The 22,664-nt window shown below is 61.7% G+C and carries 21 protein-coding genes; 9 read left to right on the forward strand and 12 right to left on the reverse strand.

Features of this window, described 5'->3' with window-relative positions; genetic code table 11:
* Positions 1-14 precede the first annotated feature (14 nt).
* The 6 genes from boxA to AB7783_RS17245 all read right to left on the reverse strand — a co-directional run bounded on the left by boxA (position 15) and on the right by AB7783_RS17245 (position 7,532).
* On the reverse strand, positions 15-1,208 hold the full coding sequence (gene boxA / locus AB7783_RS17220; RefSeq protein WP_441278284.1) for a benzoyl-CoA 2,3-epoxidase subunit BoxA: 1,194 nt from the start codon (positions 1,206-1,208) through the stop codon (positions 15-17).
* A gap of 76 nt (positions 1,209-1,284) precedes the next feature.
* Entirely contained in the window at positions 1,285-2,730 is a 1,446-nt protein-coding gene (gene boxB / locus AB7783_RS17225) for a benzoyl-CoA 2,3-epoxidase subunit BoxB (RefSeq protein ID WP_120286981.1), read from the reverse strand.
* 104 nt (positions 2,731-2,834) lie between these two features.
* Positions 2,835-4,523, reverse strand: a complete 1,689-nt coding sequence (gene boxC / locus AB7783_RS17230) for a 2,3-epoxybenzoyl-CoA dihydrolase (protein ID WP_441278285.1) — start codon at positions 4,521-4,523, stop codon at positions 2,835-2,837.
* A gap of 111 nt (positions 4,524-4,634) precedes the next feature.
* Positions 4,635-5,105: a DUF309 domain-containing protein gene (locus tag AB7783_RS17235; RefSeq protein WP_093756979.1), complete on the reverse strand. Its 471-nt coding sequence runs from the start codon at positions 5,103-5,105 to the stop codon at positions 4,635-4,637.
* 36 nt (positions 5,106-5,141) lie between these two features.
* Entirely contained in the window at positions 5,142-5,960 is an 819-nt protein-coding gene (locus AB7783_RS17240) for an alpha/beta fold hydrolase (protein WP_441278286.1), read from the reverse strand.
* A 21-nt stretch (positions 5,961-5,981) separates the two neighbouring features.
* The gene (locus AB7783_RS17245; protein ID WP_441278287.1) at positions 5,982-7,532 is read right to left on the reverse strand and encodes a benzoate-CoA ligase family protein; all 1,551 of its coding nucleotides are present in this window, start codon (positions 7,530-7,532) and stop codon (positions 5,982-5,984) included.
* A gap of 158 nt (positions 7,533-7,690) precedes the next feature.
* On the opposite strand from AB7783_RS17245, the gene AB7783_RS17250 reads away from it, so the two are divergent.
* Complete coding sequence (locus AB7783_RS17250; RefSeq protein WP_441278288.1) at positions 7,691-8,602, forward strand: helix-turn-helix transcriptional regulator; 912 nt, start codon at positions 7,691-7,693, stop codon at positions 8,600-8,602.
* Positions 8,599-9,072: a hypothetical protein gene (locus AB7783_RS17255; RefSeq protein ID WP_439064909.1), complete on the forward strand. Its 474-nt coding sequence runs from the start codon at positions 8,599-8,601 to the stop codon at positions 9,070-9,072. The genes AB7783_RS17250 and AB7783_RS17255 overlap by 4 nt, the downstream gene beginning before the upstream one ends.
* Positions 9,073-9,076: 4 nt before the next feature.
* On the opposite strand, the gene AB7783_RS17260 is transcribed toward AB7783_RS17255, so the two are convergent.
* The 6 genes from AB7783_RS17260 to AB7783_RS17285 form a co-directional block, all read right to left on the reverse strand.
* A complete protein-coding gene (locus AB7783_RS17260; RefSeq protein WP_309943634.1) occupies positions 9,077-9,784 on the reverse strand; it encodes an ABC transporter ATP-binding protein in 708 nt (235 codons plus the stop codon).
* Positions 9,784-10,542 (reverse strand): ABC transporter ATP-binding protein, encoded by a 759-nt coding sequence (locus AB7783_RS17265; protein ID WP_309943632.1) that lies wholly within the window; start codon positions 10,540-10,542, stop codon positions 9,784-9,786. The genes AB7783_RS17260 and AB7783_RS17265 overlap by 1 nt, the downstream gene beginning before the upstream one ends.
* A complete protein-coding gene (locus AB7783_RS17270; protein WP_309943631.1) occupies positions 10,535-11,539 on the reverse strand; it encodes a branched-chain amino acid ABC transporter permease in 1,005 nt (334 codons plus the stop codon). Before AB7783_RS17270 ends, AB7783_RS17265 begins: the two co-directional genes overlap by 8 nt.
* A 1-nt stretch (position 11,540) precedes the next feature.
* Complete coding sequence (locus AB7783_RS17275; protein WP_441278289.1) at positions 11,541-12,413, reverse strand: branched-chain amino acid ABC transporter permease; 873 nt, start codon at positions 12,411-12,413, stop codon at positions 11,541-11,543.
* 155 nt (positions 12,414-12,568) lie between these two features.
* Complete coding sequence (locus AB7783_RS17280; protein ID WP_441278290.1) at positions 12,569-13,777, reverse strand: ABC transporter substrate-binding protein; 1,209 nt, start codon at positions 13,775-13,777, stop codon at positions 12,569-12,571.
* 184 nt (positions 13,778-13,961) lie between these two features.
* Entirely contained in the window at positions 13,962-15,182 is a 1,221-nt protein-coding gene (locus AB7783_RS17285) for a LysR family transcriptional regulator (RefSeq protein WP_441278291.1), read from the reverse strand.
* Positions 15,183-15,348: 166 nt separating this feature from the next.
* Here AB7783_RS17285 and AB7783_RS17290 point away from each other — a divergent pair, with 166 nt between their 5' ends.
* From AB7783_RS17290 to AB7783_RS17320, 7 genes are all read left to right on the forward strand, one after another.
* A complete protein-coding gene (locus tag AB7783_RS17290) occupies positions 15,349-16,179 on the forward strand; it encodes a transporter substrate-binding domain-containing protein (RefSeq protein ID WP_441278292.1) in 831 nt (276 codons plus the stop codon).
* Entirely contained in the window at positions 16,176-16,937 is a 762-nt protein-coding gene (locus tag AB7783_RS17295) for an amino acid ABC transporter ATP-binding protein (protein ID WP_120286992.1), read from the forward strand. The genes AB7783_RS17290 and AB7783_RS17295 overlap by 4 nt, the downstream gene beginning before the upstream one ends.
* Positions 16,938-16,940: 3 nt before the next feature.
* A complete protein-coding gene (locus AB7783_RS17300) occupies positions 16,941-17,642 on the forward strand; it encodes an amino acid ABC transporter permease (protein WP_199711958.1) in 702 nt (233 codons plus the stop codon).
* Positions 17,642-18,301: an amino acid ABC transporter permease gene (locus tag AB7783_RS17305; protein WP_441278293.1), complete on the forward strand. Its 660-nt coding sequence runs from the start codon at positions 17,642-17,644 to the stop codon at positions 18,299-18,301. The genes AB7783_RS17300 and AB7783_RS17305 overlap by 1 nt, the downstream gene beginning before the upstream one ends.
* 64 nt (positions 18,302-18,365) lie before the next feature.
* Complete coding sequence (locus AB7783_RS17310) at positions 18,366-19,745, forward strand: dihydroorotase (RefSeq protein ID WP_441278294.1); 1,380 nt, start codon at positions 18,366-18,368, stop codon at positions 19,743-19,745.
* 64 nt (positions 19,746-19,809) lie between these two features.
* Positions 19,810-20,898, forward strand: coding sequence for a DUF917 domain-containing protein (locus tag AB7783_RS17315; protein WP_441278295.1), 1,089 nt, complete (start codon positions 19,810-19,812; stop codon positions 20,896-20,898).
* A gap of 19 nt (positions 20,899-20,917) precedes the next feature.
* Positions 20,918-22,576 carry a urocanate hydratase gene (locus AB7783_RS17320; RefSeq protein WP_441278296.1) on the forward strand — a complete coding sequence of 553 codons (1,659 nt, stop codon included), beginning with the start codon at positions 20,918-20,920 and terminating at the stop codon, positions 22,574-22,576.
* Positions 22,577-22,664 lie beyond the last annotated feature (88 nt).

A 22,664-nucleotide genomic window follows, 5' to 3' on the forward strand; every position in this document is an offset into this window, starting at 1 on the left:
GGATGCAACATCGATCAGTAAGTCTCGACGTGATATCTCCCACCGCTGCGCATCGCCGCTTTCAGATCCGACCAATCCATCGACGCGGCGCGGCAAATATCGGCGAGGGCCTCTTCAACGCCGCTTTCCATGCCTTTCAACCCGCAGATATAGACGTGGGTCTGCGCGTCGCGCAGCAGCGACGTGATCGCGGCAGCTTCGCTGCGGATACGATCCTGCACATAGATCCGTGGCTCGCCCGGCACGCGCGAATAGCAGAAGTGCTTGCCCAGCAACTCCTCTGGGACCTTTTGCAGCGGACCGAAATAGGGCAGCTCCTCGGGGCGGCGCGCACCGAAGAACAGGAGCAGCCGCCCGGGCGCGCCAGGCATCGCGCGCCGGCGGCGCTCCGTGAAGCCGCGGAATGGCGCAGAGCCTGTGCCAGTGCAGACCATGAGAACATTCGCCGAAGGATCGTTCGGCAGCAGGAAGGTGGCACCGAACGGTCCAGTGACTTCGACCTTTGCGCCACGCGGCAGATCGCACAGGTAGTTCGAGCACAGCCCACCGACCTCACGTTTCACGGTCAGCGCGAGATTGTTGGTGTTCGGTTTCTCGCCATCGCGCGAACTCGCAATCGAATAGAGCCGCACCTGATGCGGCCTGCCGTCCGCACCCAGGCCCGGCACGACGATGCCGATGCTCTGGCCTTCGAGGATGGGAAACGGCTGCTCGCCGAAATCCAGGATGATATGGCGCACGTCGGAGTCGGCCGTCGCGTGGGTGAGCCGGAAATTACCGGTCACCGTGGCCAGCGCGGGCTTGCCGCGGTTATAAAGATTGACCGACGCTTTGCTCGACGACAGCGGCGCCACCGGCTTGCCGCCCAGCCCTTTGCGCGCTTCCTCGAGCAACGCACCGATTTCATCTTCCAGCGCCTCGATGGCGCCCGCGCCAGCACTATTGTCTGCGAGTTCCTCCTGCGCCGGCAGGTCGCTCCAGGAGAACTGCTCCTCAAGCGAATACGGCGCCGCGACGACGCGCCAGTTATCGATCGCGCCGGTCGGGCATGGCGAAATGCAATCCATGCAGTAATTGCAGATCTCTGCGTTGACGACATAGTTGTTGTCGTCATGCGTCACCGCATCGACCGGGCAGCTCTCCTCACAGGTGTTACACCTGATGCAGATTTCCGGATCGATCAGATGCTGTTTGAAAGGGGCGTTCATGGCAAATCCCACACGTGCCATCGAGGACTGACAGCGACGGGGGGAGCTGGAAATCCCTCCGCCGCGTCCGCTCGTTTCAGGCCGCAATCTTTACGTATTCGAAGTCGCCCGGCTTGTTATCGATGCCGACCTTCGGCGCCGATATCCAGCTGGCGAACTTGCCGGGCTCGCTGACCGCCGTCATCAACGACGCGATGAAATCACCGTCGTCCACGGACGGCAGATAGTCGTTCCTGGCTTTCGCCCAGGCGGCATCGCTCATGATGATGCCCTTCGGCGAGGCGTTCACATCGCGGAATTCACCGATCTGGCGATGGAACGCGGTGTGAGGCAGATCGAAGCGGAAATTGACGCCGGCTTTCTCGATGATCTTGTTCCAGCGCTCGACGCCCTTGGCACAATCCGCGGTGTAATCGTCGCGCAGGCGCATGTTGAGCGCGGTCAGCGCCGGCTCGTCGACCAGCTTGATTTCGCCATCGACGAATTTCAGGACCTGATAGATGTCGTTGGTGAGCTGGTGATCGTCCTCGATCTTGGTCTCCTGGAAGCGGCCCTTCAGTCCGGAATTGTAGAAATTCGCGGCATTGGTCGAGACTTCCGAGCCGAACAGATCGAGCGACAGCGAATAGTGCAGGTTGATCTTCTTCTGCATGGTCGGCAGGTCGATCACGCCGAGCGCACGAATTTTTTCTATGGCGTTGGGATCCTCGATCCCCGCCGCCTTCATCGCTTCGCAGGTTCGCTGCAACACGCGGCCGACGCCGGTCTCGCCGACGAACATATGATGCGCCTCCTCCGTCAGCATGAAGCGGCAGGTCCGCGACAGCGGGTCGAAGCCGGATTGCGCCAGACTCTCCAACTGCATCTTGCCATCGCGATCGGTAAAGAAGGTGAACATGAAGAAGGACAACCAGTCCGGCGTGGCCTCGTTGAACGCACCGAGCATGCGCGGCGCATCGGCATCGCCCGAGCGGCGGCGGAGAAGATCGTCGGCCTCTTCGCGGCCGTCGCGGCCGAAATATTTCTGCAGCAGATAGACCATCGCCCAGAGATGGCGCCCCTCCTCCACATTGACCTGGAACAGGTTGCGCAAGTCATAGAGCGACGGCGCGGTCTGACCGAGATGACGCTGCTGCTCGACCGACGCTGGCTCCGTGTCACCCTGAATGACAACGAGGCGTCGGAGCATCGCGCGATATTCGCCGGGCACTTCCTGCCAGGCGGGTTCGCCCATGTGTCGTCCGAAGTTCACCTTGCGCTCAGTGTCCTGGGGCGCCAGCAACACGCCCCAGCGATATTCAGGCATCTTCACATAGTCGAACTTGGCCCAGCCTTTGGGATCGACCGATATCGCGGTGCGCAAATAGACGAGGGATTCCTGAAAACCTTCAGGCCCCATGTCGTTCCACCAATCGAGATAGCCGGGATGCCATCCCTCCAGCGCCTTGAGCACCTGGCGATCCTCGGCCAGATTCACGTTGTTCGGAATCTTCGTGCTGTAGTCGACATTCATGATGTTCATGACTGGGATCTCCCGCTGTATTTCTGATCGTTCGAATTGGGCAAGCCACCGACTTGCATTTATGCAAAGAGTGACACATGGCCGCGCTGTTCCAGTTGCGGACGCTACACGCGTGTCATGTCGAACTGCGCCTTCTGGCCGGTGCCGTAACGTCCAAGCGCGCCGTTCTCACCGACCGCATTGGGCCGCTGGAAGATCCAGTTCTGCCAGGCCGTCAGCCGCGAGAAGATTTTCGATTCCATCGTCTCCGGCCCGACAAAGCGCAGATTGGCTTCCATGCCCGTGAGGCTGTCGGGTGAGAAGCTGCAGCGTTCTTCGAAGAACACACGCACCTCGTCATCCCAGTCGATGTCATCGAGCGCGAAGGTGACGAGCCCGAGCTGCTCGGCGGTTTCCGCATCGAGCGGCTCGCCGATCCTCGCTTTCGCGCGGGTGACATCTTCCGGATCGGCCTGGAAGCGCGACTGCAGCCGCGTCAACCCGTGGCTCATCGGGTAAGGTCCGAAATTCATCGCGCTCAATACGATGGCCGGCGGCGCGCGGTTGTCGCCCTGCTTTTGGCCGACCAGCATGTAGGAGCGGTCCGCAGCGAAGACGAGTTCGGCCAAGGTGCCGACAAAGCACGAGCCCGGCTCGACCAGCGTCACCAGCGTGCGCGAGGTCACATCGATGCGCTTCAACACCCGCTTCCAGTATTGCCGGATCTCGTTGACCAGCCAATGCGCCTTGTGCGTTTCGAGGAAGGCGTCATGAGCCAGCACATTGGCGCCTTCGCCATGCGACTTGAACACGAGCATGGCTGTCTCAAGTTCATTGATTCGCAGATGCAGAATGGCGTCGTCCAGCTCGCGCGCCACCTGCAGCGGCCAGAAGGAAGCGCCCTGCGCCATCATGCCCTCGACATCCGACGGCGCCGCCGCGTCAGGCGCTTTAATCGAGATAGTGGCAATCCGTTCGGCGCGATTGATATCGACATTGACCAGACCGTAACGAATACCGCTGTCATCGAAGCGGCGATTCAGCGGTGCCAGCTTGAGACCATCGCCGGCGCCACTACGTTTCGACGTCGCCAGAAACTCTTTGGCCCGCTCCGCGACCTTGGCTTCAAGCTTGCTGTTCGGAATGATGTCATCGACCAGCCGCCACGCCACTGCGCGCTTGCCTTTGATGCCTTCCTCGATCGTGCAGAAGTAATCTGCGTGATCGCGGCGCACCTTGCGCTTGTCGACCACGCGCGTCAGACCGCCAGTGCCCGGCAGCACCGCCAGCAACGGCACTTCCGGCAGCGCCACCGCCGCCGATCCATCGTCTGCCATGATAATGTGATCGGTGGCCAGCGCCAGTTCATAGCCGCCGCCTGCAGCTGTCCCGTTGATCACCGAAATGAAGCGCTGGCCGGAATTTTCGCTCGAGTCTTCAAAGCCGTTGCGAGTCTCATTGGTGAATTTGCAAAAATTGACTTTGTGAGCATGAGTAGCGCCGGCCAGCATGCGGATATTGGCGCCAGCGCAGAACACGCGGTTCTTGCCAGAGCGCAGCAGCACGACCTTGACCTCGGGATACTCAAAACGAAGCCGCTGCACGGCATCCGCCAGTTCGATATCGACGCCAAGATCGTAGGAATTCAGTTTGAGCTGATAGCCCTCGAACAGACCGCCATTCTCATCGACATCCATGGTGAGCGTCGCCACGTCGTTATCAACACTGAGCTTCCAGTGGCGGTAGCGCGACGGATCGGTTTGGAAGTCGATAAATTTGGCGCCGTTCGAGAGAACGCGTTGCTCTGCGGCCATGCTCCACCCTTTGACAGTCTTGATTTATGCGCCGTGCGCCTTGGTTATATGCACAATAATTCATGATATTGGGGGCGTCTAGGGAAATCCGATAGAATTATGCATTTTCTTTCATGTCCCGGTGATCTTGACCGGACCCCGCTCGGCCTCGTCGACCGCCAGTTGATGCGCGAGCGCAGACGCCAGCATCGCGACCGGAAAGTGCTCGGAAAAGCTTCCGGCAATACCCGCCGGCGGGCGCATGGCGAGTTCATCGAGTTCGGACAGTGCGTCCTGTAGCAATCGATGTGCCGCGCGCGGCCGCTGCAGACTGAGTTTCAGATTGGCATTGGCAACCTGAATACAGGCGCGAAGCAGAATCCGGTCGCGCCCTCTTTGCGGCGCGACCTTCCAAACAGCCTCGAGAATTTCGTGAGCCTCCCAGAAGAAGCCGGCATCGTTGAGCGCGAGCCCGTAGCGCAACGCCGGATCATCCGCCGGGACGAACCGGGCATAGCGCAGCGGGACCAGCGCCTTGGCCTGCGTCAGCGTGTCGTGATCAGCCTTCGTCTGCTTGCCGAGCCGATAGGGCCAGCGCGGCATCGCAAGAGAAGGAGTGACAGTCACGATCGTGCCCGCTTACGCAGCGCGTAATTCACCCTCGCCGTGAAAATGCAGCAAGCGATTGGCGAAATCCGCCACGGCATTCAGCGTGACCTCGGGGGCCTCGCGATGGGGCGAATGCGCAGCGCCGGGAATGATCTCGACATCCACCGGGCAATAGCATTCGACCTCGGCGATCTCGATCTGCTTCATGGTGCCGTACTGATCGTCGGCTCCCTGCAAAATCTGCACGGGCACGCGCACATAAGCGAGATAGTCGGAAATATCCCAGTCGCGGAACTGCGGATCGAGCCATGCGCCGTTCCAGCCATAAAACGCGTTGTCGACGTCATCATGCCAGCGCGCGAGCTTGGCTTTCAGGTCGTCCTGTTCGTACGCCCTCTTGATATCGGCGATGGACGCTACGGAAATATCCTCGACGACGAAATGCGGCGCGATCATCGAGACGCCGCGGATGCGATGGTCCTGAATGCCGCCGGCATAGATTGTCGCGATGGATCCGCCATCGGAATGACCGACCAGCAAGCCGCGGCGAAAGCCGATGGCATCGAGCAGTTGCGGCAGCACCTCAAGCGCTTCCACATGCATGTAATCGAGTGGCCGCGGCAACGTCACCGATGTCGAGGACCCGTAGCCGGCGCGTGAATAGACGAAGACGCCTGCGCCGGTCGCCGCCTGAAGCTTGTCCGGGAAGTCGCCCCACAGCGCGACCGAGCCCAGCCCTTCATGCAGCAGCACGATGGTCGGCGCCGCGTCGGGTTGCGGACCGATCATGCGATATTCGAGTTCGGACGCACCGATGGTCAGCCGTCCCGCAGATTGCAATGCGCTCATCTTGTCATCCATCTCTCGGTTTCAGACCGCCGCTCCGTCGCGCAATTTGTAGCGCTGGATTTTTCCGGTGGCTGTTTTGGGAAGGGAATCGACAACCTCGATCCAGCGTGGATATTTCCACGGACCGATCCGTTGCTTGACGTGATCCTTCAAGGATTCGCGTAGGCCCTCGACCACGGCATTCGGCTTCAGCACCACGAAGGCCTTCGGCTTCAACAGCCCCTCGGCGTCGGCCTCCGGTACGACCGCCGCTTCGGATACGGCGGGATGCGCGATCAGCGCGCTCTCGACCTCGAAAGGGGACACCCAGATGCCGGACACCTTGAACATGTCATCGGCACGTCCGCAGAACGTATAGCGCCCGTCGGCTTCGCGCACATATTTATCGCCCGTGCGCGTCCAATGACCTTCGAACGTGCGACGACTCTTGCTGCGCTGATTCCAGTATCCCTCGCCGGCAGACGGAGCATCGACGAGCAACTCGCCGATTTCTCCATCGGCAATATCGAGGCCAGCATCATCGACGAGCCGCACACGATAGCCTGGCACCGGCCGGCCGGACGTGCCGTATTTGATATCGCCGGGAGCATTCGACAGAAAGATATGCAGCAGCTCGGTTGAGCCGACGCCATCGAGAATATCGACGCCGAAGCGGCTCTTCCAGCCGTTCCCCACCGGCTCCGGCAGCGCTTCACCAGCCGAGGTGCAAATGCGCAGGCGCGGGAGGCGGGCTTCCGTTTTGAACCCCTCATCGTTCAGCATCGCCGCGAACAATGTCGGCACCCCGAAAAAGATGCTCGGCTGATACCGGCGCATCAGGCCGAACATGGTGGCCGGCGTGGGTCGCTCCGGGTTGAGCACCGTCGTGGCGCCAACCGACATGGGAAATGTCATGGCGTTGCCGAGACCGTAGGCGAAGAACAATTTGGCCGCAGACAGTCCGACATCGTCCTCGCGGATGCCGAGAACCTGCTTGCCATAGGTGGTCGCCGTTGCTTCCAGGCTGGCGTGCAGATGGCGAACGCCTTTCGGCATGCCCGTGGATCCGGACGAGTACAACCAGAAGGCAGGTTCGTCCGCATGGGTCGCGACCGTGGTGAAGCTTGTGCTCTCATTCCTGACTTCGTCAGCCAGACTCTTGCGGCCATTGCCAGCGCCACCGACCACAATCACATGCTCAAGATCCGGCAAACGACCGAGCATGTCGTCGACCGCCGGCAACAACGCCGCGGAAATGAACAACACGCGCGCCCGGCAATCGGCCAGCACATAGGCATATTGGTCCGAGGTCAGCAGAGTGTTGAGCGGCACCGGGACGATGCCGGCCCGGATCGCGCCGAGGAACACCACCGGAAAGTCGACGGTGTCGAGCATAATCATCGCGACGCGTTCTTCGCGCCGGACACCGAGCCGCTTCAGTAAATTGGCCAGTTGGCAGCTTTTTACCTGCAGGTCGCCATAGGTCAGTTCGGTCACCGTATCGGTGAAGGCGAGCTTGCTGCCACGGCCCTCATCGATGTTGCGGTCGAGAAGCCAAGTCACCGCATTGTAAGAACTGGACGGCCCACTCATGATGCGTCTGCACCTTGGGCGATTCCACAACCGTTGCTCACGGTGCTCTCCCTATCGTCTTTTTTGAATTATAATTCATATAAAGTCACCAACTCCGGTTGCTGTCAATCGCATCCGGAATTATCTTTCCTGAAATCCTCTGCGAGCACGCACACCACATGACCGACCAGGCCGATCCCGAAACTGCCTTTCTTGAACAGCTCGGTCAGCGTGTCCGCACCATGCGCGGCCTGCGCGGCATGTCGCGAAAGGTGCTGGCAAAAGTGTCAGGGATTTCGGAGCGCTACATCGCGCAACTGGAAAGCGGCAAGGGCAACGTGTCTATCGTGCTGCTGCGCCGGGTGTCCGACGCCATGGGTGCCCATCTCGAAGATCTGATTCCAGCGGACGAACCGACAACGGAATGGCCGATCATTCGCGACCTCGTTCGTAACGCGACACCGAACCAGATCGCCCAGGCCAAGGACGTTCTCGCCGGACGGGGGAACGGTCAGTTCCAGAATTATATGTCATTCAGCGGCATCGCCCTGATCGGGCTGCGCGGCGCCGGAAAATCGACCCTCGGCAAATTGCTGGCGGACAAGATCGGCTGGAGCTTCGTCGAACTCAACAAGGAGATCGAGCAGCACAACGGACTATCGGTCGCCGAGATCATCGCCCTCTATGGACAGGAGGGCTTTCGCCGCATGGAACAGGCGGCGCTGAACGGCCTGCTGGGACGCAAGGAGCCCATCGTCCTTGCGACCGGCGGCGGCATCGTCTCGGAACCCGTGACCTTCGATCGGGTATTGTCGTCGTTCTACACAATCTGGCTCAAGGCCAAGCCCGAAGAACATATGGCGCGCGTCCGCCGCCAAGGTGACTTGCGCCCGATGGCCGACGACCGCTCCGCCATGCAGGAATTGCGCACGATCCTGCTGAGCCGCGAACCGCTCTATTCCCGGGCATCCGCCATTGTCGATACGGCCGGCCTCAGCAAGGACAAGGCTGCCGCGCAACTGGTCGGCGCGGTGTCGCGCGTGTTGAACACCAATGCCCAGGCTTTCGGACTAAGAAGCGCTGCGTCGTGACACTGGGCGAGCTTCTGCAAGCACGCGGCTTCGATCCCGTCGGGGTCATGGCGATCCGCAATACCCTGCATATCGAAGACGTCTCAAACGATTTCCGCGATCTCGCCGATGTCATCAGCGCCAATGCGCTGCCGATGTATGACCGGATGCAGGACGGCCCGCGCATCGCGCATCAGACAGCCGTGCTCTCCTTTGCCGCAACAGACGGCGGGCAGGCACGCCTGACAAGCCTGCGAACCTTCCTGCTGCGCAAGCCGGGAAGCGTTCCCGGCGATATCGTCTACGACTACGACGCCGCGCACCTGCTACACAGCTTCATCGCGCGCGCCACGACGCCCTGTTTTTACGACGCCATTGACCGGGAAGAGCTCAACGATCTGTTCGGCCGCCTCGTGGTGCAATGGCCGGAACCGCTTTCCGACAATATTATTGCGGCCAATGACGATGCGTTGACCGTCGTCGTGGCCTGACCGCTCAAACGCCGAGATGGCGCTCCAGCACGTCCGGCTGCGCGGCCAATGCCACCGGTGTTCCGTCGAACACCACGCAGCCCTTCGACAGGATTACCATTCGGTCGGCGACTTTCGCCAGACTCCGAAAATCCTTGTCGACGACGATGGTCGCGATGCCTTCGCCCCGGACGATCGCCAGCGTCTGCCAGATCGACAGCGCCACCAGCGGCGCCAGACCTTCCGTGGCTTCGTCGATCATGATCATATCGGGATTGGTCATCAGCGCGCGACCGATAGTCAGCATCTGCTGCTCGCCCCCCGACAGTTGGTGCCCTCCATTATTGCGGCGTTCATGCAGACGCGGAAACAGCTCGAAGATTTTCGGCAGGGTCCAGGACTGACGGCCGTGATTGCCTGGTCGCGCAGCCATCACCAGATTTTCGATCACCGATAGCGAGCCGAAAATGCCCCTGCCCTCCGGCACCAGCGCCATGCCGCATCGCGCGATCGTTTCGGGTGCTGCATTGCGGATATCACGGCCGTGGAAACGCAAACTGCCACGGCAAAGGGGCATCAATCCCATCAGCGAGCGCAGCAGTGTGGTCTTGCCCATACCGTTGCGACCGATTAGCGCCACCTGCTCGCCCGGCGCAAAGGTCAGATCGACGCCGTGCAGAATCTGGCTGGCGCCGTAAAACGCATCGAGCTTTTCCACCTCGAGCAAGGCCATTACGCGATGCCTCCATCAGCCCCGAGATAGGCGGCGCGTACGCCAGGATCCACGCGCACGTCCTGTGGCAAACCTGTGGCAATGACACGACCGTCCTGCATCACCGTCAACCGGTCTGCAAGTTCGAACACCGCATCCATGTCGTGCTCCACCACCAGCAGCGCACGGTCGGCCTTCAGCGACGCAATCAATCCGATGATGCCCCGCGCCTCCGATGGTCCCATGCCGGCCAGTGGCTCATCGAGCAGAATGACCTGCGGATTGGTCGCCAGCACCATCGCGATCTCGAGCTGGCGCTGTTCGCCGTGACTTAGCTTATCGGCAACGATCTGCGAGCGTGCGGATAACCCGACCCGGTCGATCGCATCGGTGACCAACTTGAGATATGGCCGGTCGGACCGCGTGCCACCAAACATCCGGAGCGGCGCGGTTGAACGGGCCTGCGCCGCAAGACGCACATTCTCATGCACGCTAAACTGCGCAAACAACGTCGTCTTCTGATAGGCGCGGCCGAGGCCAGCACGCGCGCGGCGGTCCGGCGACAAGGAGGTGATATCCACGCCATTCAGCAAGACCTCACCCGAGGTTGGCAGAAGTTCGCCGGCCAAGAGATTGATCAGCGTAGATTTTCCGGCACCGTTCGGGCCGATCACCGCATGGATCTCGCCGGCGCGAATGTCGATCGACACGTCGGAAACGGCCAGCAGGCCTCCGAAGCGCTTCTGCAATCCAGCGGCACGCAGCGCAATGTCATGCATGACGAGCTTCCGCAGCTGCAGGCTTGATTTCGGCCGCGCGTTGCGGCGACGCGCCGAACACCATCGACCAGATCTGCCGGACACCATTGGGCAGCAGGATGACGATGCCAATGATGATCAAGCCTTCGACAAGCTTCCAGTTGTCGAGATGCGCCTTCAGCACTTCTTCCATGCCGATCAGAACCAGCGCACCGACCAGCGGCCCGGTGACCGAGCGCAGGCCACCGATCAGCACCATGACCAGGATTGTCGCCGACTGGTGCCATCCCAGCATCTGCGGCGCGACGAAGCCGAACTGCGCCGCGGCCAGATAACCGGCAACGCCCGCCAGCGCGCCAGACAGGGTGAACGCCGTCAGACGGAGGCGAAAGATCGGGAAGCCGAGCGACCGCGCCCGGCGCTCATTGTCCCGGGCTGCCGCCAGCGCCCGCCCGAAAGGTGAGCGGACCACCATCGTGAGCAAAGCGATCACGCCCACCAGGAAACCCAGCGCGACAAAGTAGAAAGTCATGGGCTTGTCGAGATCGAGCAATTGGCTGCCGGCAATGGCGATCTCGGGCCGGATGTTGATGGAGATGCCATCCGATCCGCCCGCGAATTTGGTATCGTGGAAGAAGAAGAACAGCATCTCGCCGAACGCGAGCGTCACCATGATGAAATAGACGCCGCGGGTACGCAGCACCAGCGCGCCAATTAGCAGGGCCGCAGTGCCGGAGCACAGGATCGCAATCGGAAGCGTCGTTAACAGCGACGCCGCATCATAACGAGGCGACAACAGCGCAAGCACGTATCCCGCGAGGCCGAAAAAGGCGGCATGACAGAGGCTCACCAAACCGCCATGGCCGACCACGAGATTCAGTGACATGGCCAGCATGCCCATGATGAGCGCCTTGGCAAAGAATTGCGTGTAATAGGTCGATACACAGAATGGCAGCGCAATCGCCATAGCCAAACAGGCGATGCCGAACAATCGGACCCGCAGATTGGGCATGCTCATATCAAGCATCCTGGCGTCCGAGAATTCCGCTGGGCCGCCACAGCAACACGGCTGCCATCACCACATAGATCAGAATGCTGGACACGCTGGGAAAGAACACCTTTCCGAACGTATCCGTGAGGCCGATCAGCAGTGCGCCGACGGCTGCGCCAGCGACCGAACCGATGCCGCCGAGCACGACCACGACAAAGGACAGGATCAGCATGCCATCGCCCATGCCGGGAAACACTGTCGAGATTGGCGCGATCAGGATGCCGCCGAGCGCAGCCAGCGCAATGCCGGCGGCAAAGACGTAGCGATTGACCCGGTCGAACTTGATGCCGAGCACGCGCGCCATCTCGCGATTTTCCGAACCTGCCCGCACGATCATGCCGATTTTGGTGCGCGTGATCACGAAGAAGATGACGAGTGCCACCATCAGGCAGAATACACAGATCGCCAGCCGGTAAACCGGATAGGACAGGTTGTCGGTCAACTGGATCGACCCCGACAACCACGCGGGTGGAGCAACCGCGTGCACGTCCTTGCCGAACAGCAACTGCCTGATTTCATCGATGACCAGGATGAGGCCGAAGCTGAGCAGCACCTGTGCCAGATGATCCCGGCCGTAGAGAAGACGAACGAAGACGGTCTCAAGCAGAATGCCGGTGATGAAGGCAACCAGCACGCCGCCAAGCAGGGCGACGGTAAAACTGCCGGTCATCAACGTGATCCAGTAAGCCAGATAGGCGCCGAGCATATAGAACGCGCCATGGGCGAGATTGATGACCCCCAGGATGCCGAACACCAGGGTCAGGCCGCTGGCGACCAGGAACAGGACTGCGCCATACTGAACTGCATTCAGCAACTGAACGCCTAGTGTGATGAGGTCCATCAGATCAATCCAACCACGGCGGGCCACCTTCAGTCGCCGGCGCAATCAAGCATGAGGCCGTACCTGGCTGCGCAGCGCCACCTCCTTCACGGACGGTATTGCGCGCAACAGGCTTCGACGATTCGATCTTCATCGACAGACCGCGCAACGATGCGTCAGGACATCTTGCAGCCCCGCGCGGGATCGTCGACATCGGCCTGGGCGACCGAGATCATCTCGTTACGCCCGTTGCGGACCTCGCGCAGATAGATGTTCTGGATCGGGTTATGCGCCTTGTTGAAGGACAGCGGCCCGCGCGGGCTGTCGATCTTCGCAGCGCCCATCGCCGCGATCATCTTGTCGCGCGCATTAAAGTCGCCGCCGACGGCCGTCAGCCCGATATCCAGCAGCGCCGCGCCATCGTAGCCCTGTACGGCGTAGATATCGCCGTCCTTGCCTGTCTTGGCCTTGAAGGCTTTGAGGAAGGCGAGATTGGCGGGATTATCGAGATTGTCCGCGTAATGCAGCGTCGTCCTGATGCCCTTGGCGGCTTCACCCTGCGCTTCGATTGTACCGTCGGTCAGAAAGCCCGCGCCATAAAGCGGAATGGTCTTGTTCAGGCCGGCCGCCGCATAGTCCTTGACGAATTTCACCGCGCCACCGCCTGCAAAGAAGCTGAACACGGCATCGGGCTTCAACTGCGCTATCTGCGTGATCAGTGCCTGAAATTCCACCTCTGGAAATGGCACCGTCAGGTCAGCTACGATCTTGCCGCCGTTCTTGGTGAAGTTTTCAGCGAAGGCGCCGATCATCTCAGCACCGGCCGTGTAGCGCCATGTGATCGTGACAACGTTCTTGATACCAGCATCGGCCATCACCTTGCCCATAGGGTAGGTACTCTGCCAATTCGAGAACGACGTACGGAAGATGTTCGGCGCGCAGGCCGGACCAGTCGCATCATTGGCGCCAGCATTCGGAATGATCAGCAGCGTCTTGGTGTCGCGCGCGACCTTGACCATCGCCATGGCCACGCCGGAATGAACGGTGCCGACAACGACGTCAGCCTTCTCGCGGCCGACCAGCCGGTTCATGTTGTCGGTGGCTGCTTCCGGCTTCGATTCATCGTCCACCTGCACGAACGCAATGTCGCGCCCGCCGAGCTTGCCACCCTTCTGCTCGACATAAAGACGGAAGCCGTCATCGATGAATTGGCCAAGCTTCGCATAGGTCCCGGTGTAGGGAAGCATCATCCCCACCTTCAATGGCGCGTTCTGCGCGATGGCCGGGCCATGAAGCGGCGACGTCGCAATGAATGTTGCTGCACCGGCGGTCCCGGACAGCATCGCGCGCCGCGTCAACGGACGCAGAAACCCCTTGGTGGTCATCGGCTCGTCTCCCCTCGGAATAATTGATGACCGGTTGATCCGGCCTACCAATGCAGTTTGACGCCAAGTGGGAGCATTGCCCTCCACCCGCGCTCACATCTCTGCAGCATAATGCACGAAGTTGGAAAAGATCAAGAATTATAATTCATGGTCAGCGGCAACGGGGTAGCCACGCTCATTCAAATCAATCGCTGTTGACCATCATGGCGGCTGCTGGCGTTGCCGGCGCATAGTTGCGCAGGGCAGCAAGAATGGAGCGGGCGCCGCGCCGCGCGCCTTCGGTCTGTACCCAGACCAGCGACAGGATAAGCTCAAGCCCGGGATCAACCGACAGCGCCACGAGGCGTGCATCGAACGAGACGAGTGCGCTTTCGGGGAGTACTGACACGAAGCCGAAATCCAGCATCAGGTTGGCAATGATCGGGATCGAGTCGATTTCCGTGATTGTCAGCGCATCGATCTCTGCCTGAGGCAGCAATTGCGCCAGCAGTTTGTGCGCGGCTTGGCCGAGCCCGGTGCGTCGGCTGGGTAGCGCTAGCGGCTGTCGCCGAAGCACCTGCATGACATCGGGCTGGTCACCCAGCACCTCGCGCGCGCCGACGACCACAAGCTTCGATCGCACCAGCGCGCGCGACGAGACATCTGCGGGGATCGTATCGCTGTCGATCAGCGCCACATCGCAGCGCTTGTCCTTCAGTCCAGTGAGCAGATCCTCTGCCGTACCATTGGTGACAAACAGCGGCTGCGTCGGCCGATCCCGCTGCCAGGCTGCGACGAGAAAGGCCAGCAGCCGCGCGACATTGCTTTCATGGCCGAGCGGCATCACCGCGCCGAGCCTGATGGTGGCATTGGTCGAACGAAAACGCTCACGCGCACGCCGTGACAGTCGTTGCATGGTTTTTTCAAGTTCAGCCAGCGACGTGACCAGCAACTGGCATGCCGGCGTCGGCGTGACACCGATACGGGAGCGATGAAACAACACGCTGCCGAGTTCATCTTCAACGCGTGCAATCTGTCGCGCGAGTTGCGGCTGACCGAGACGGATGATGCGTGCGGCACGACGAACGCTGCCGGTTTCCGCAACCAATGCGACACGCTGCAAGGCCGTGAGACTGACATCACACTCGGCGCAGAAAGCCCGTGCTGCATCGCCTGCCTTATCGGGCGCGATCATCCCCATCGCGATATCCGCTGCGGCTTCAATCTCATCCAGCATTCGCCGTGCCTCGAGCGTGAGAAAGCTAGCGGCACCCACGCGATTCAACAACGGCGCCGCAATGGAGCGCTCGAACCGTTTCACCGCTGCCGAGAGCGTACTGGGTGCGCGTCCAAGTTGACGCGCGGCTTCGCGCACATTGCCGCAACGAAGTACCACGGCTGTCATCACCAAGGTCGCAATGTCCATTCCATTGTCATCCGGGTCTGTAGTCGATTTTTCCGCGCTGCAGCGAGAGCGTATAGGATGTCCATCAAATGGGATATCCCCCCGATGCGCAATTGCGTTAGCCTTCATGACAAGGACCGCGGAGCCAGCTGCCGGCTTGGCCTGGCCGCACCAATGGAGGTGTTCGATGAAAGCAATGATCCTTGCCGCCGGGCTTCTGGCTTTGGCCAGCCCCGCATTCGCTCAGACGCAGGAACTGAAGTCCGCGATCGACTCGACCTTCGCGCCGCATGCCATGCCCAAACTGTCAGGCGGCCTTGAAGGCTTCAATATCGACGTCGTTGATGAAATGTCGAAGCGCATCAAACGCCCGATCACGGTGGAAGGCGCGCAATTCGCCGGTCTCATTCCGGCACTTCAGGCCGGCACCTACGACTTCCTCGCTGCTGTGGTCACTGTCACGCCCGAGCGCGCGCAGCAGTTGCTGTTCATGGAAGGCTTCGTCGACGCCGACTATCGTTTCATGACGCTGGCTTCGGCACCTCCCATCACCAATCTCGAAGATCTCTCCGGCAAGACCATCGCCGTGCAGAAAGGTGCGATCTACGAGAAATGGGTCAACGACAACGCCGCCAAATATGGCTGGAAGTCGGAATCCTTCGCCACCAGCACCGACGCGGCGCAGGCCGTGCTTGCCGGCCGTGCCGACGCCAACATCTCGGCCGCAACCGTCGTCGCCTGGATCGTGAAGAACAATCCGCGGCTGAAGAATGCCTTTCTCTACAAGACGGGCCTCGTCTGGAGCATGCCGCTGCGCAACGGCAATACCGAATTGCGCAACAAGCTCGAAGACGCACTGGTCTGCATGAAGCAGGACGGCACGCTGAAGAAGCTTTACGTGAAGTGGTTCGGCGTCGAGCCCGAGGCCGGATCGGCGACCACCACCATCTATCCCGGTTATGGCGCACCAGGCGTTGCCGGCTATGACGCGACCGAGCAGAAGCCGACCTGTTCATGAGTTCGGCAGCAGCAGCGCCTGTACCCCGCTATCTGCTCGAAGCACGCGGCGTCCGGAAGAGCTTCGGCACCACCGAAGTCCTGAAGGGCGTCGATCTTCTGGTTGAGCCGGGCAAGCTGGTCTTTCTGATCGGCCCATCCGGTTCGGGCAAGAGCACCTTGCTGCGCTGCTGCAATCGTCTGGAGGAGCCGGATGGCGGCTCCATCATCATGGACAATGTCGACCTTTTGTCGCCGCGCACCGACATCAATGCCGCACGGCGACAGATCGGCATGGTATTCCAGAGCTTCAACCTTTATCCGCACCTCACCGTGCAGAAGAACATCACGCTGGCCCTGCGCAAGGTCGCCGGCATGAGCACAGCCGACGCCAATGCCCGTGCCGCGGAGATGCTGGCGCTGGTGGGCCTGCCCGACAAGGCAGCGTCCTATCCCGCGCAGCTCTCCGGCGGCCAACAGCAACGCATCGGCATTGCGCGCTCGCTCGCGCTCAATCCCAAGATCATCCTGATGGATGAGCCGACCTCGGCACTCGACCCTGAACTCGTCGGCAGCGTGCTCGCCGTCGTCAAGGATCTGCGTGCTCGCGGCATCACCATGGTGATCGCCAGCCACGAGATGAATTTCGCCCGCGAGGCCGCCGACAAGGTCGTGTTCCTCGATGGCGGTCTCGTCATCGAGCAAGGCAGTGCCGAAGACGTTTTCCTCCGGCCGCAGGAAGATCGCACCAAACGTTTCCTCGCGCAGATCAGGCACTAGGTCATGACCGCCGCCGACGCGATGAGCAACTGGGACCGTTTCGTCTTCACCTTCTTCAATGCGGATATCGCGATGAAGTACGGCTGGGAGATTTTGCAGGGCGCCGGCGTTACCATTCTTGCCGGTCTCGCAGTGGTCATCACCGGTATCGGCGCCGGCTTCGGCCTCGCGGCGCTCCGGGCGATCGGCTGGAAGCCGGTCAATTTCCTCATCATCGTGTTCGTCGACATTTTCCGCTCCCTGCCGCCGCTCGCAATCATCCTGGTATTATTCTTCGGCTTCCCAAATATCGGCATCGTCCTGCCCAGCCTCATCGTGCTATGGATGTCCCTCGGTGCGGTGCTTGCGGCCTTTGCCGAAGAGATCTTCTGGGCCGGCATTACCTCAGTGCCAAAAGGCCAGTGGCTGGCCGCGCGCTCGACAGGGCTCACCTTCGCTCAGACGCTGCGCTATGTGATCCTACCGCAGGCGGTCCGCCTCGGCATTCCGCCGCTCACCAACCGCGCGATCTCCATCACCAAGAACCTCGCGCTTGGCAGCGCCATCGGTGTCAACGAGATTCTTGGCCGCGCCAATTCCGCGCTGTCGATGTCCGCCAATGCGACGCCGCTGACCATGGGCGCGCTACTTTACGTGCTGGTCTTCATTCCACTGGTGATCGCCTCCCGTACGCTCGAACGCAACTATCGGTGGGGTGAGCACTGATGGAGCAGTTCACGCAGGAATTCTTCAATCTCGACGTCATGGCGAAGGTCGCACCGTTCCTGCTGCAGGGTCTGCTGCAGACGCTGCTACTGTGCTCGTTCCTGATCCCGATCGGCCTCGTCAGCGGTATCCTCGTGATGTTGCTGACCACCAGCCCCTATCGCCTGCTGCGCTGGCCGGCGATCGCCGCCGTCGACTTCTTCCGCGCCTTTCCGCCGCTGGTGCTGCTGGTCTTCGTCTATGCGGGCCTGCCCTTTATCGGGCTGCGCGTGCCGGCGCTGGTCGCTGTGGCCGTCGCCTTCCTGATCAATTCGGCAAGTTACTACGGCGAAATCTATCGCGCAGGCATGGTCAGCGTGCCGAAGGGCCAGCGCGAGGCCGCGCGGTCGACTGGTCTCTCCGCGACGCAGACATTGCTTTACGTGACGCTGCCGCAGGCGATCCGCAACGTGCTACCCGATTTGCTCTCGAACACGGTCGAGCTGGTGAAGCTCACGACGCTGGCCAGCGTCATCTCGGTGCCGGAGCTGCTGCATTCCGCCAATCTAGCGCGCTCGCTCACCTACAACTCATCGCCGCTGATCCTCGCGGCCATCATCTATCTGCTCTTGCTGTTGCCAGTCGTGCGGCTGATCGCACAGCTGGAGCACAGGCTCTAGGACACACGGTCCCGCGGGACCATCACGACAAGCCGGCTCGCCGGCGGCGAATGTGGAGTTACACATGGATTTCGATCTGGTTCTCACCGGCAAGGTGATCGGTCACGACAGCATCATCGAGAACGGCTGGGTCGCGGTCCAAGACGGGCGCGTGGGTGCGGTCGGCGAAGGCACGCCGCCTGCCGCACGCGAGCGGCAGGACTTCAAGTCCGGCATGATCCTGCCCGGCGCCATCGACGCACAGGTCCACTCGCTGTCACAGCGCAACCAGGAAGACTTCGTCTGGTCGACGCGCTCCGCCGCAGCCGGCGGTGTGACCACTATCGTCGACATGCCCTATGACGAAGGTGATCTGGTTTGTTCCGCTGCTGCGGTCGAGCGCAAGATTGCCCATGCGAGCAAGCAAGCGCGCGTGGATTTCGCGCTCTATGGCACCATCGACCCCGAAGAGGGTCCGGCACGCATCGCCGAACAGGCGAAGGCCGGCGTCGCCGCCTTCAAGTTCTCCACCTTCGGCACTGACCCGAAGCGCTTTCCGCGCATCCCCGCGCCGCTGCTCGCCGATTGTTTCGCCGCCATTGCGCCGACCGGCCTAGCCGCCGGCGTCCACAACGAGGACGACGAATTCATCCGCGATGCCGTCGCCAAGGTGAAGGCAAAAGGCATTACCGACTGGCGTGCGCATGCGATGTCGCGCCCGCCGCTCGCCGAAATCCTGGCGATGCTGCAGATCTATGAGACCGGCGCCGAGACCGGTTGTCCCGCCCATGTGGTGCATTGTTCTGTCGCACGCGGTTATGACATTGCGGCGTGGTATCGCTCCGAGGGTCATCACGCCACGGTGGAATGCTGCATCCACTATCTCGTGCTCGACGAGGAGAACGACGTCTCCCGCCTCGGCGGCAAGGCCAAGATCAATCCGCCGGTGCGCCCGCGTGCCGATGTCGAAGCGCTGTGGGCAGAGCTTGCAGCCGGACGCGTCTCGCTGGTCTCGACCGATCACGTCAGTTGGTCGGAAGATCGCAAGATCAATCCGGACATGCTTGCCAATGCGTCCGGCGTCCCCGGCCTCGAAGCCATGGTGCCGCTACTGGTAAAGGGCCTCGTCGAACGCAAATTGCCGCTGACCCATGCCGCGAAGCTGATGTCGTTCAATCCGGCGCGGCACTTCCGCATCGACGATCGCAAGGGCGCGCTGGCGCCTGGCCTCGACGCCGACATCACCGTGCTGGTGGACAAGCCCATCGTCTATGACGGTGCCGCAAGCGGCAACAACGTGGTCGGCTGGTCCCCCTATAACGGCATCACGCTGCCGTGGACCGTGGCTGCGACCTACGTGCGCGGCCAGCTTGCTTTCGATGGCAGCAAGGTTCTCGCCGAACCTGGCAGCGGACAATTCGTGCGGCCGCCGCTGCTCCTCCCGGAGCGACTGCCGGTGGCGTGACGCCCGCCGTTCCGATCACCGAACACGTATCGAACACAAGAACATCTGCCGAGGAGACATTCCGATGGGACGTATTCTGACCGAACGCGATATTGAAGCCGCCGTGCGCGGCGGCGGTGTCTACGCTGCCGGTGGCGGCGGCTGGGCGGATCACGGGCGCATGCTCGGCCGCGCCGCGATTCTCGTCGGCAAGCCCGAGCTCGTGTCGATCGACGAACTCGACGACGACGACTGGGTCGCCACTGCCGCTGCGATCGGCGCGCCGGCGTCGACCACCGCCTGGGAGATGCAGGGCAAGGATTACGTCCGCGCCGTGCAACTGCTGCAGGACGCGCTGGGTGAACCGCTGAAAGGCCTCATCATCGGTCAGAACGGCAAGTCCTCCACCATGAATGCGTGGCTGCCATCGGCACTGCTCGGCACCAAGGTGGTGGATGCCGTGGGCGACATGCGCGCGCATCCGACCGGCGACATGGGATCGATCGGCCTTGCTGGCTCGCCCGAGCCGATGATCCAGACCGCCGCCGGCGGCAACCGCGCCGAGAACCGCTACATCGAACTTACCGTGCGCGGCGCCACCGCCAAGGTATCGCCGATCCTGCGTACTGCCGGCGACATGTCCGGCGGCTTTATCGCTTCTTGCCGCAATCCGGTCCGCGCGTCCTATGTGCGCGACAACGCCGCACTCGGTGGCATCTCGCTGGCGCTGCGCCTCGGCGAAGCCATTCTCGCGGCCGAGCCCAAAGGCCCGTCTGCCGTGATCGACGCGATCTGCAAGGACACCGGCGGCTCCATCCTCGGCAGCGGCAGGATTACTGCGAAGAACGTCGTCTATACACCGGAGGCCTTCGATATCGGCACGCTGACCATCGGCGAAGGCGACCGCGCCATCACGCTGCATGTGATGAATGAATATATGGCCATCGTCGACGCAAATGGTAAGCGTCTCGCGACCTTCCCGGACATCATCGCCACGCTGTCCGACGAGGCTGAACCGATGAGCGTCGGCCATCTCGAGGTCGGCATGAACGTGCATCTGTTCCATGTGCCGAAGACGATCATTCCGCTTGCCTCCAGCGTCAAGGATCCGGCGGTCTATCCCTCCGTCGAACGCGCCATGGGCATCGAGATCGCACGCTACGCACTGGCCTGAGACACGACAGGAGTCCGCCATGACATCAGCCAATCCACGGCACCCCGATTTTCCGATTCCCGGCGGCCCAAAGCTGCGCGCCAAGGGCTGGCGGCAGGAAGGTCTGTTGCGCCTTCTGGAAAACGTGCTCGCGGTCGGTGAGGATCCGTCGAACCTCGTCGTCTATGCGGCGCTGGGGCGCGCGGCCCGTAACTGGCCCGCACACAAGGCCATCGTGCAGGCGCTGATGACGATGGAGGAGGACCAGACTCTCGTCATCCAGTCCGGCAAGCCCGTGGGCCTGCTGCGCACCCACGCCAAGGCGCCGCTAGTGATCATGGCGAATTGCAACATTGTCGGTCAATGGGCCAAGGCCGAGATCTTCTACGAACTCGAGCGCAAGGGTCTGATCTGCTGGGGCGGCCTTACGGCCGGCGCCTGGCAGTATATCGGCTCGCAAGGTGTCATTCAGGGCACCTACGAGATCTTCATGCGTATCGCCGAACGTCGCTTCGGCGGCACCCTCGCTGGGCGCTTCGTGCTGACAGCCGGGCTCGGTGGCATGGGCGGTTCGCAGCCGCTCGCAGGCCGCATGGCCGGTGCGGCGATCCTCACCGTTGACATCGATCCGGAGCGCGCGCGCAAGCGCAAGGAGATCGGTTATCTCGAAGTGATCGCCCCCGATCTCGATTCCGCACTGGAGATGATCGGCGCTGCAAAGGCCGAGCGTCGCGCGTTGTCGGTCGGCCTCGTCGGCAATGCCGCCGATATCTATCCGGAAATCGCCCGGCGCGGCATCATCCCCGATGTCGTCACCGACCAGACCGCGGCCCACGATCTGGTGTTCGGCTATGTACCTCGGACCCGATCGCTTGAGGAAGCGCGCATCATGCGCAAGACAGCGCCGGAACAATTGATGGAGGAGAGCCGGGCGTCGATTGTCGATCATGTACGCGCCATGCTGACGTTCCAGTCGCGCGGCGCGGAGGTGTTCGACAATGGCAACCTCATTCGCACCCACGCCAAGGAAGGCGGCGTCGCAAATGCCTTTGACATCCCCATTTTCACGGAAGCCTATCTGCGCCCGCTCTTTGCGCGCGCCATCGGTCCGTTCCGCTGGATGGCACTGTCGGGCGATCCCGACGACATCCGTGCCATCGACGATCTCGTGCTGCGCCTGTTCGGCGATAACCAGATCGTCTCGAACTGGATCAAGCTCGCTCGCCAGTATGTGCCTTTCGAGGGCTTACCGGCCCGCATCGCCTGGCTCGGTCATGGCGAGCGCAGCGAATTGGCGCTGGGCGTCAATGGACTCGTCGCCAATGGCACGCTCAAGGGACCGGTCGCCTTCTCGCGCGATCATCTCGACGCCGCCGGCATGGCGCATCCAAACATCATGACCGAGAACATGCGTGACGGTTCAGATGCCATCGCTGACTGGCCGCTGCTCGACGCAATGGCGCTGTGTTCATCCCAGGCCGATCTCGTCGCCGTTCATTCCGGCGGCGGCGGCTATGCCGGCTACATGACCAGCGCCGGGGTCACCCTGATCGCCGACGGCACGGCCGCCGCGGCAGAACGCCTCGTCATGAGCCTCGACAACGACACGGGCCTCGGCGTCATCCGCTACGCGGATGCCGGTTATAGCGAGGCCCTCGATGAGGTCTCGCTCAAGCACGTCCCACATATACAGCTCTAGAACCGTCGTTCCGAACCCATTCTATGGCGTGTTGGGCGAGTGCCCGCGCCCGCGGACAGGCTTCGGGAACGTCGCCGAGGGCCAGCTC

The sequence above is a fragment of the Tardiphaga sp. 172_B4_N1_3 genome, from assembly GCF_052076035.1.
Classification (GTDB): Bacteria; Pseudomonadota; Alphaproteobacteria; order Rhizobiales; family Xanthobacteraceae; genus Tardiphaga; species Tardiphaga robiniae.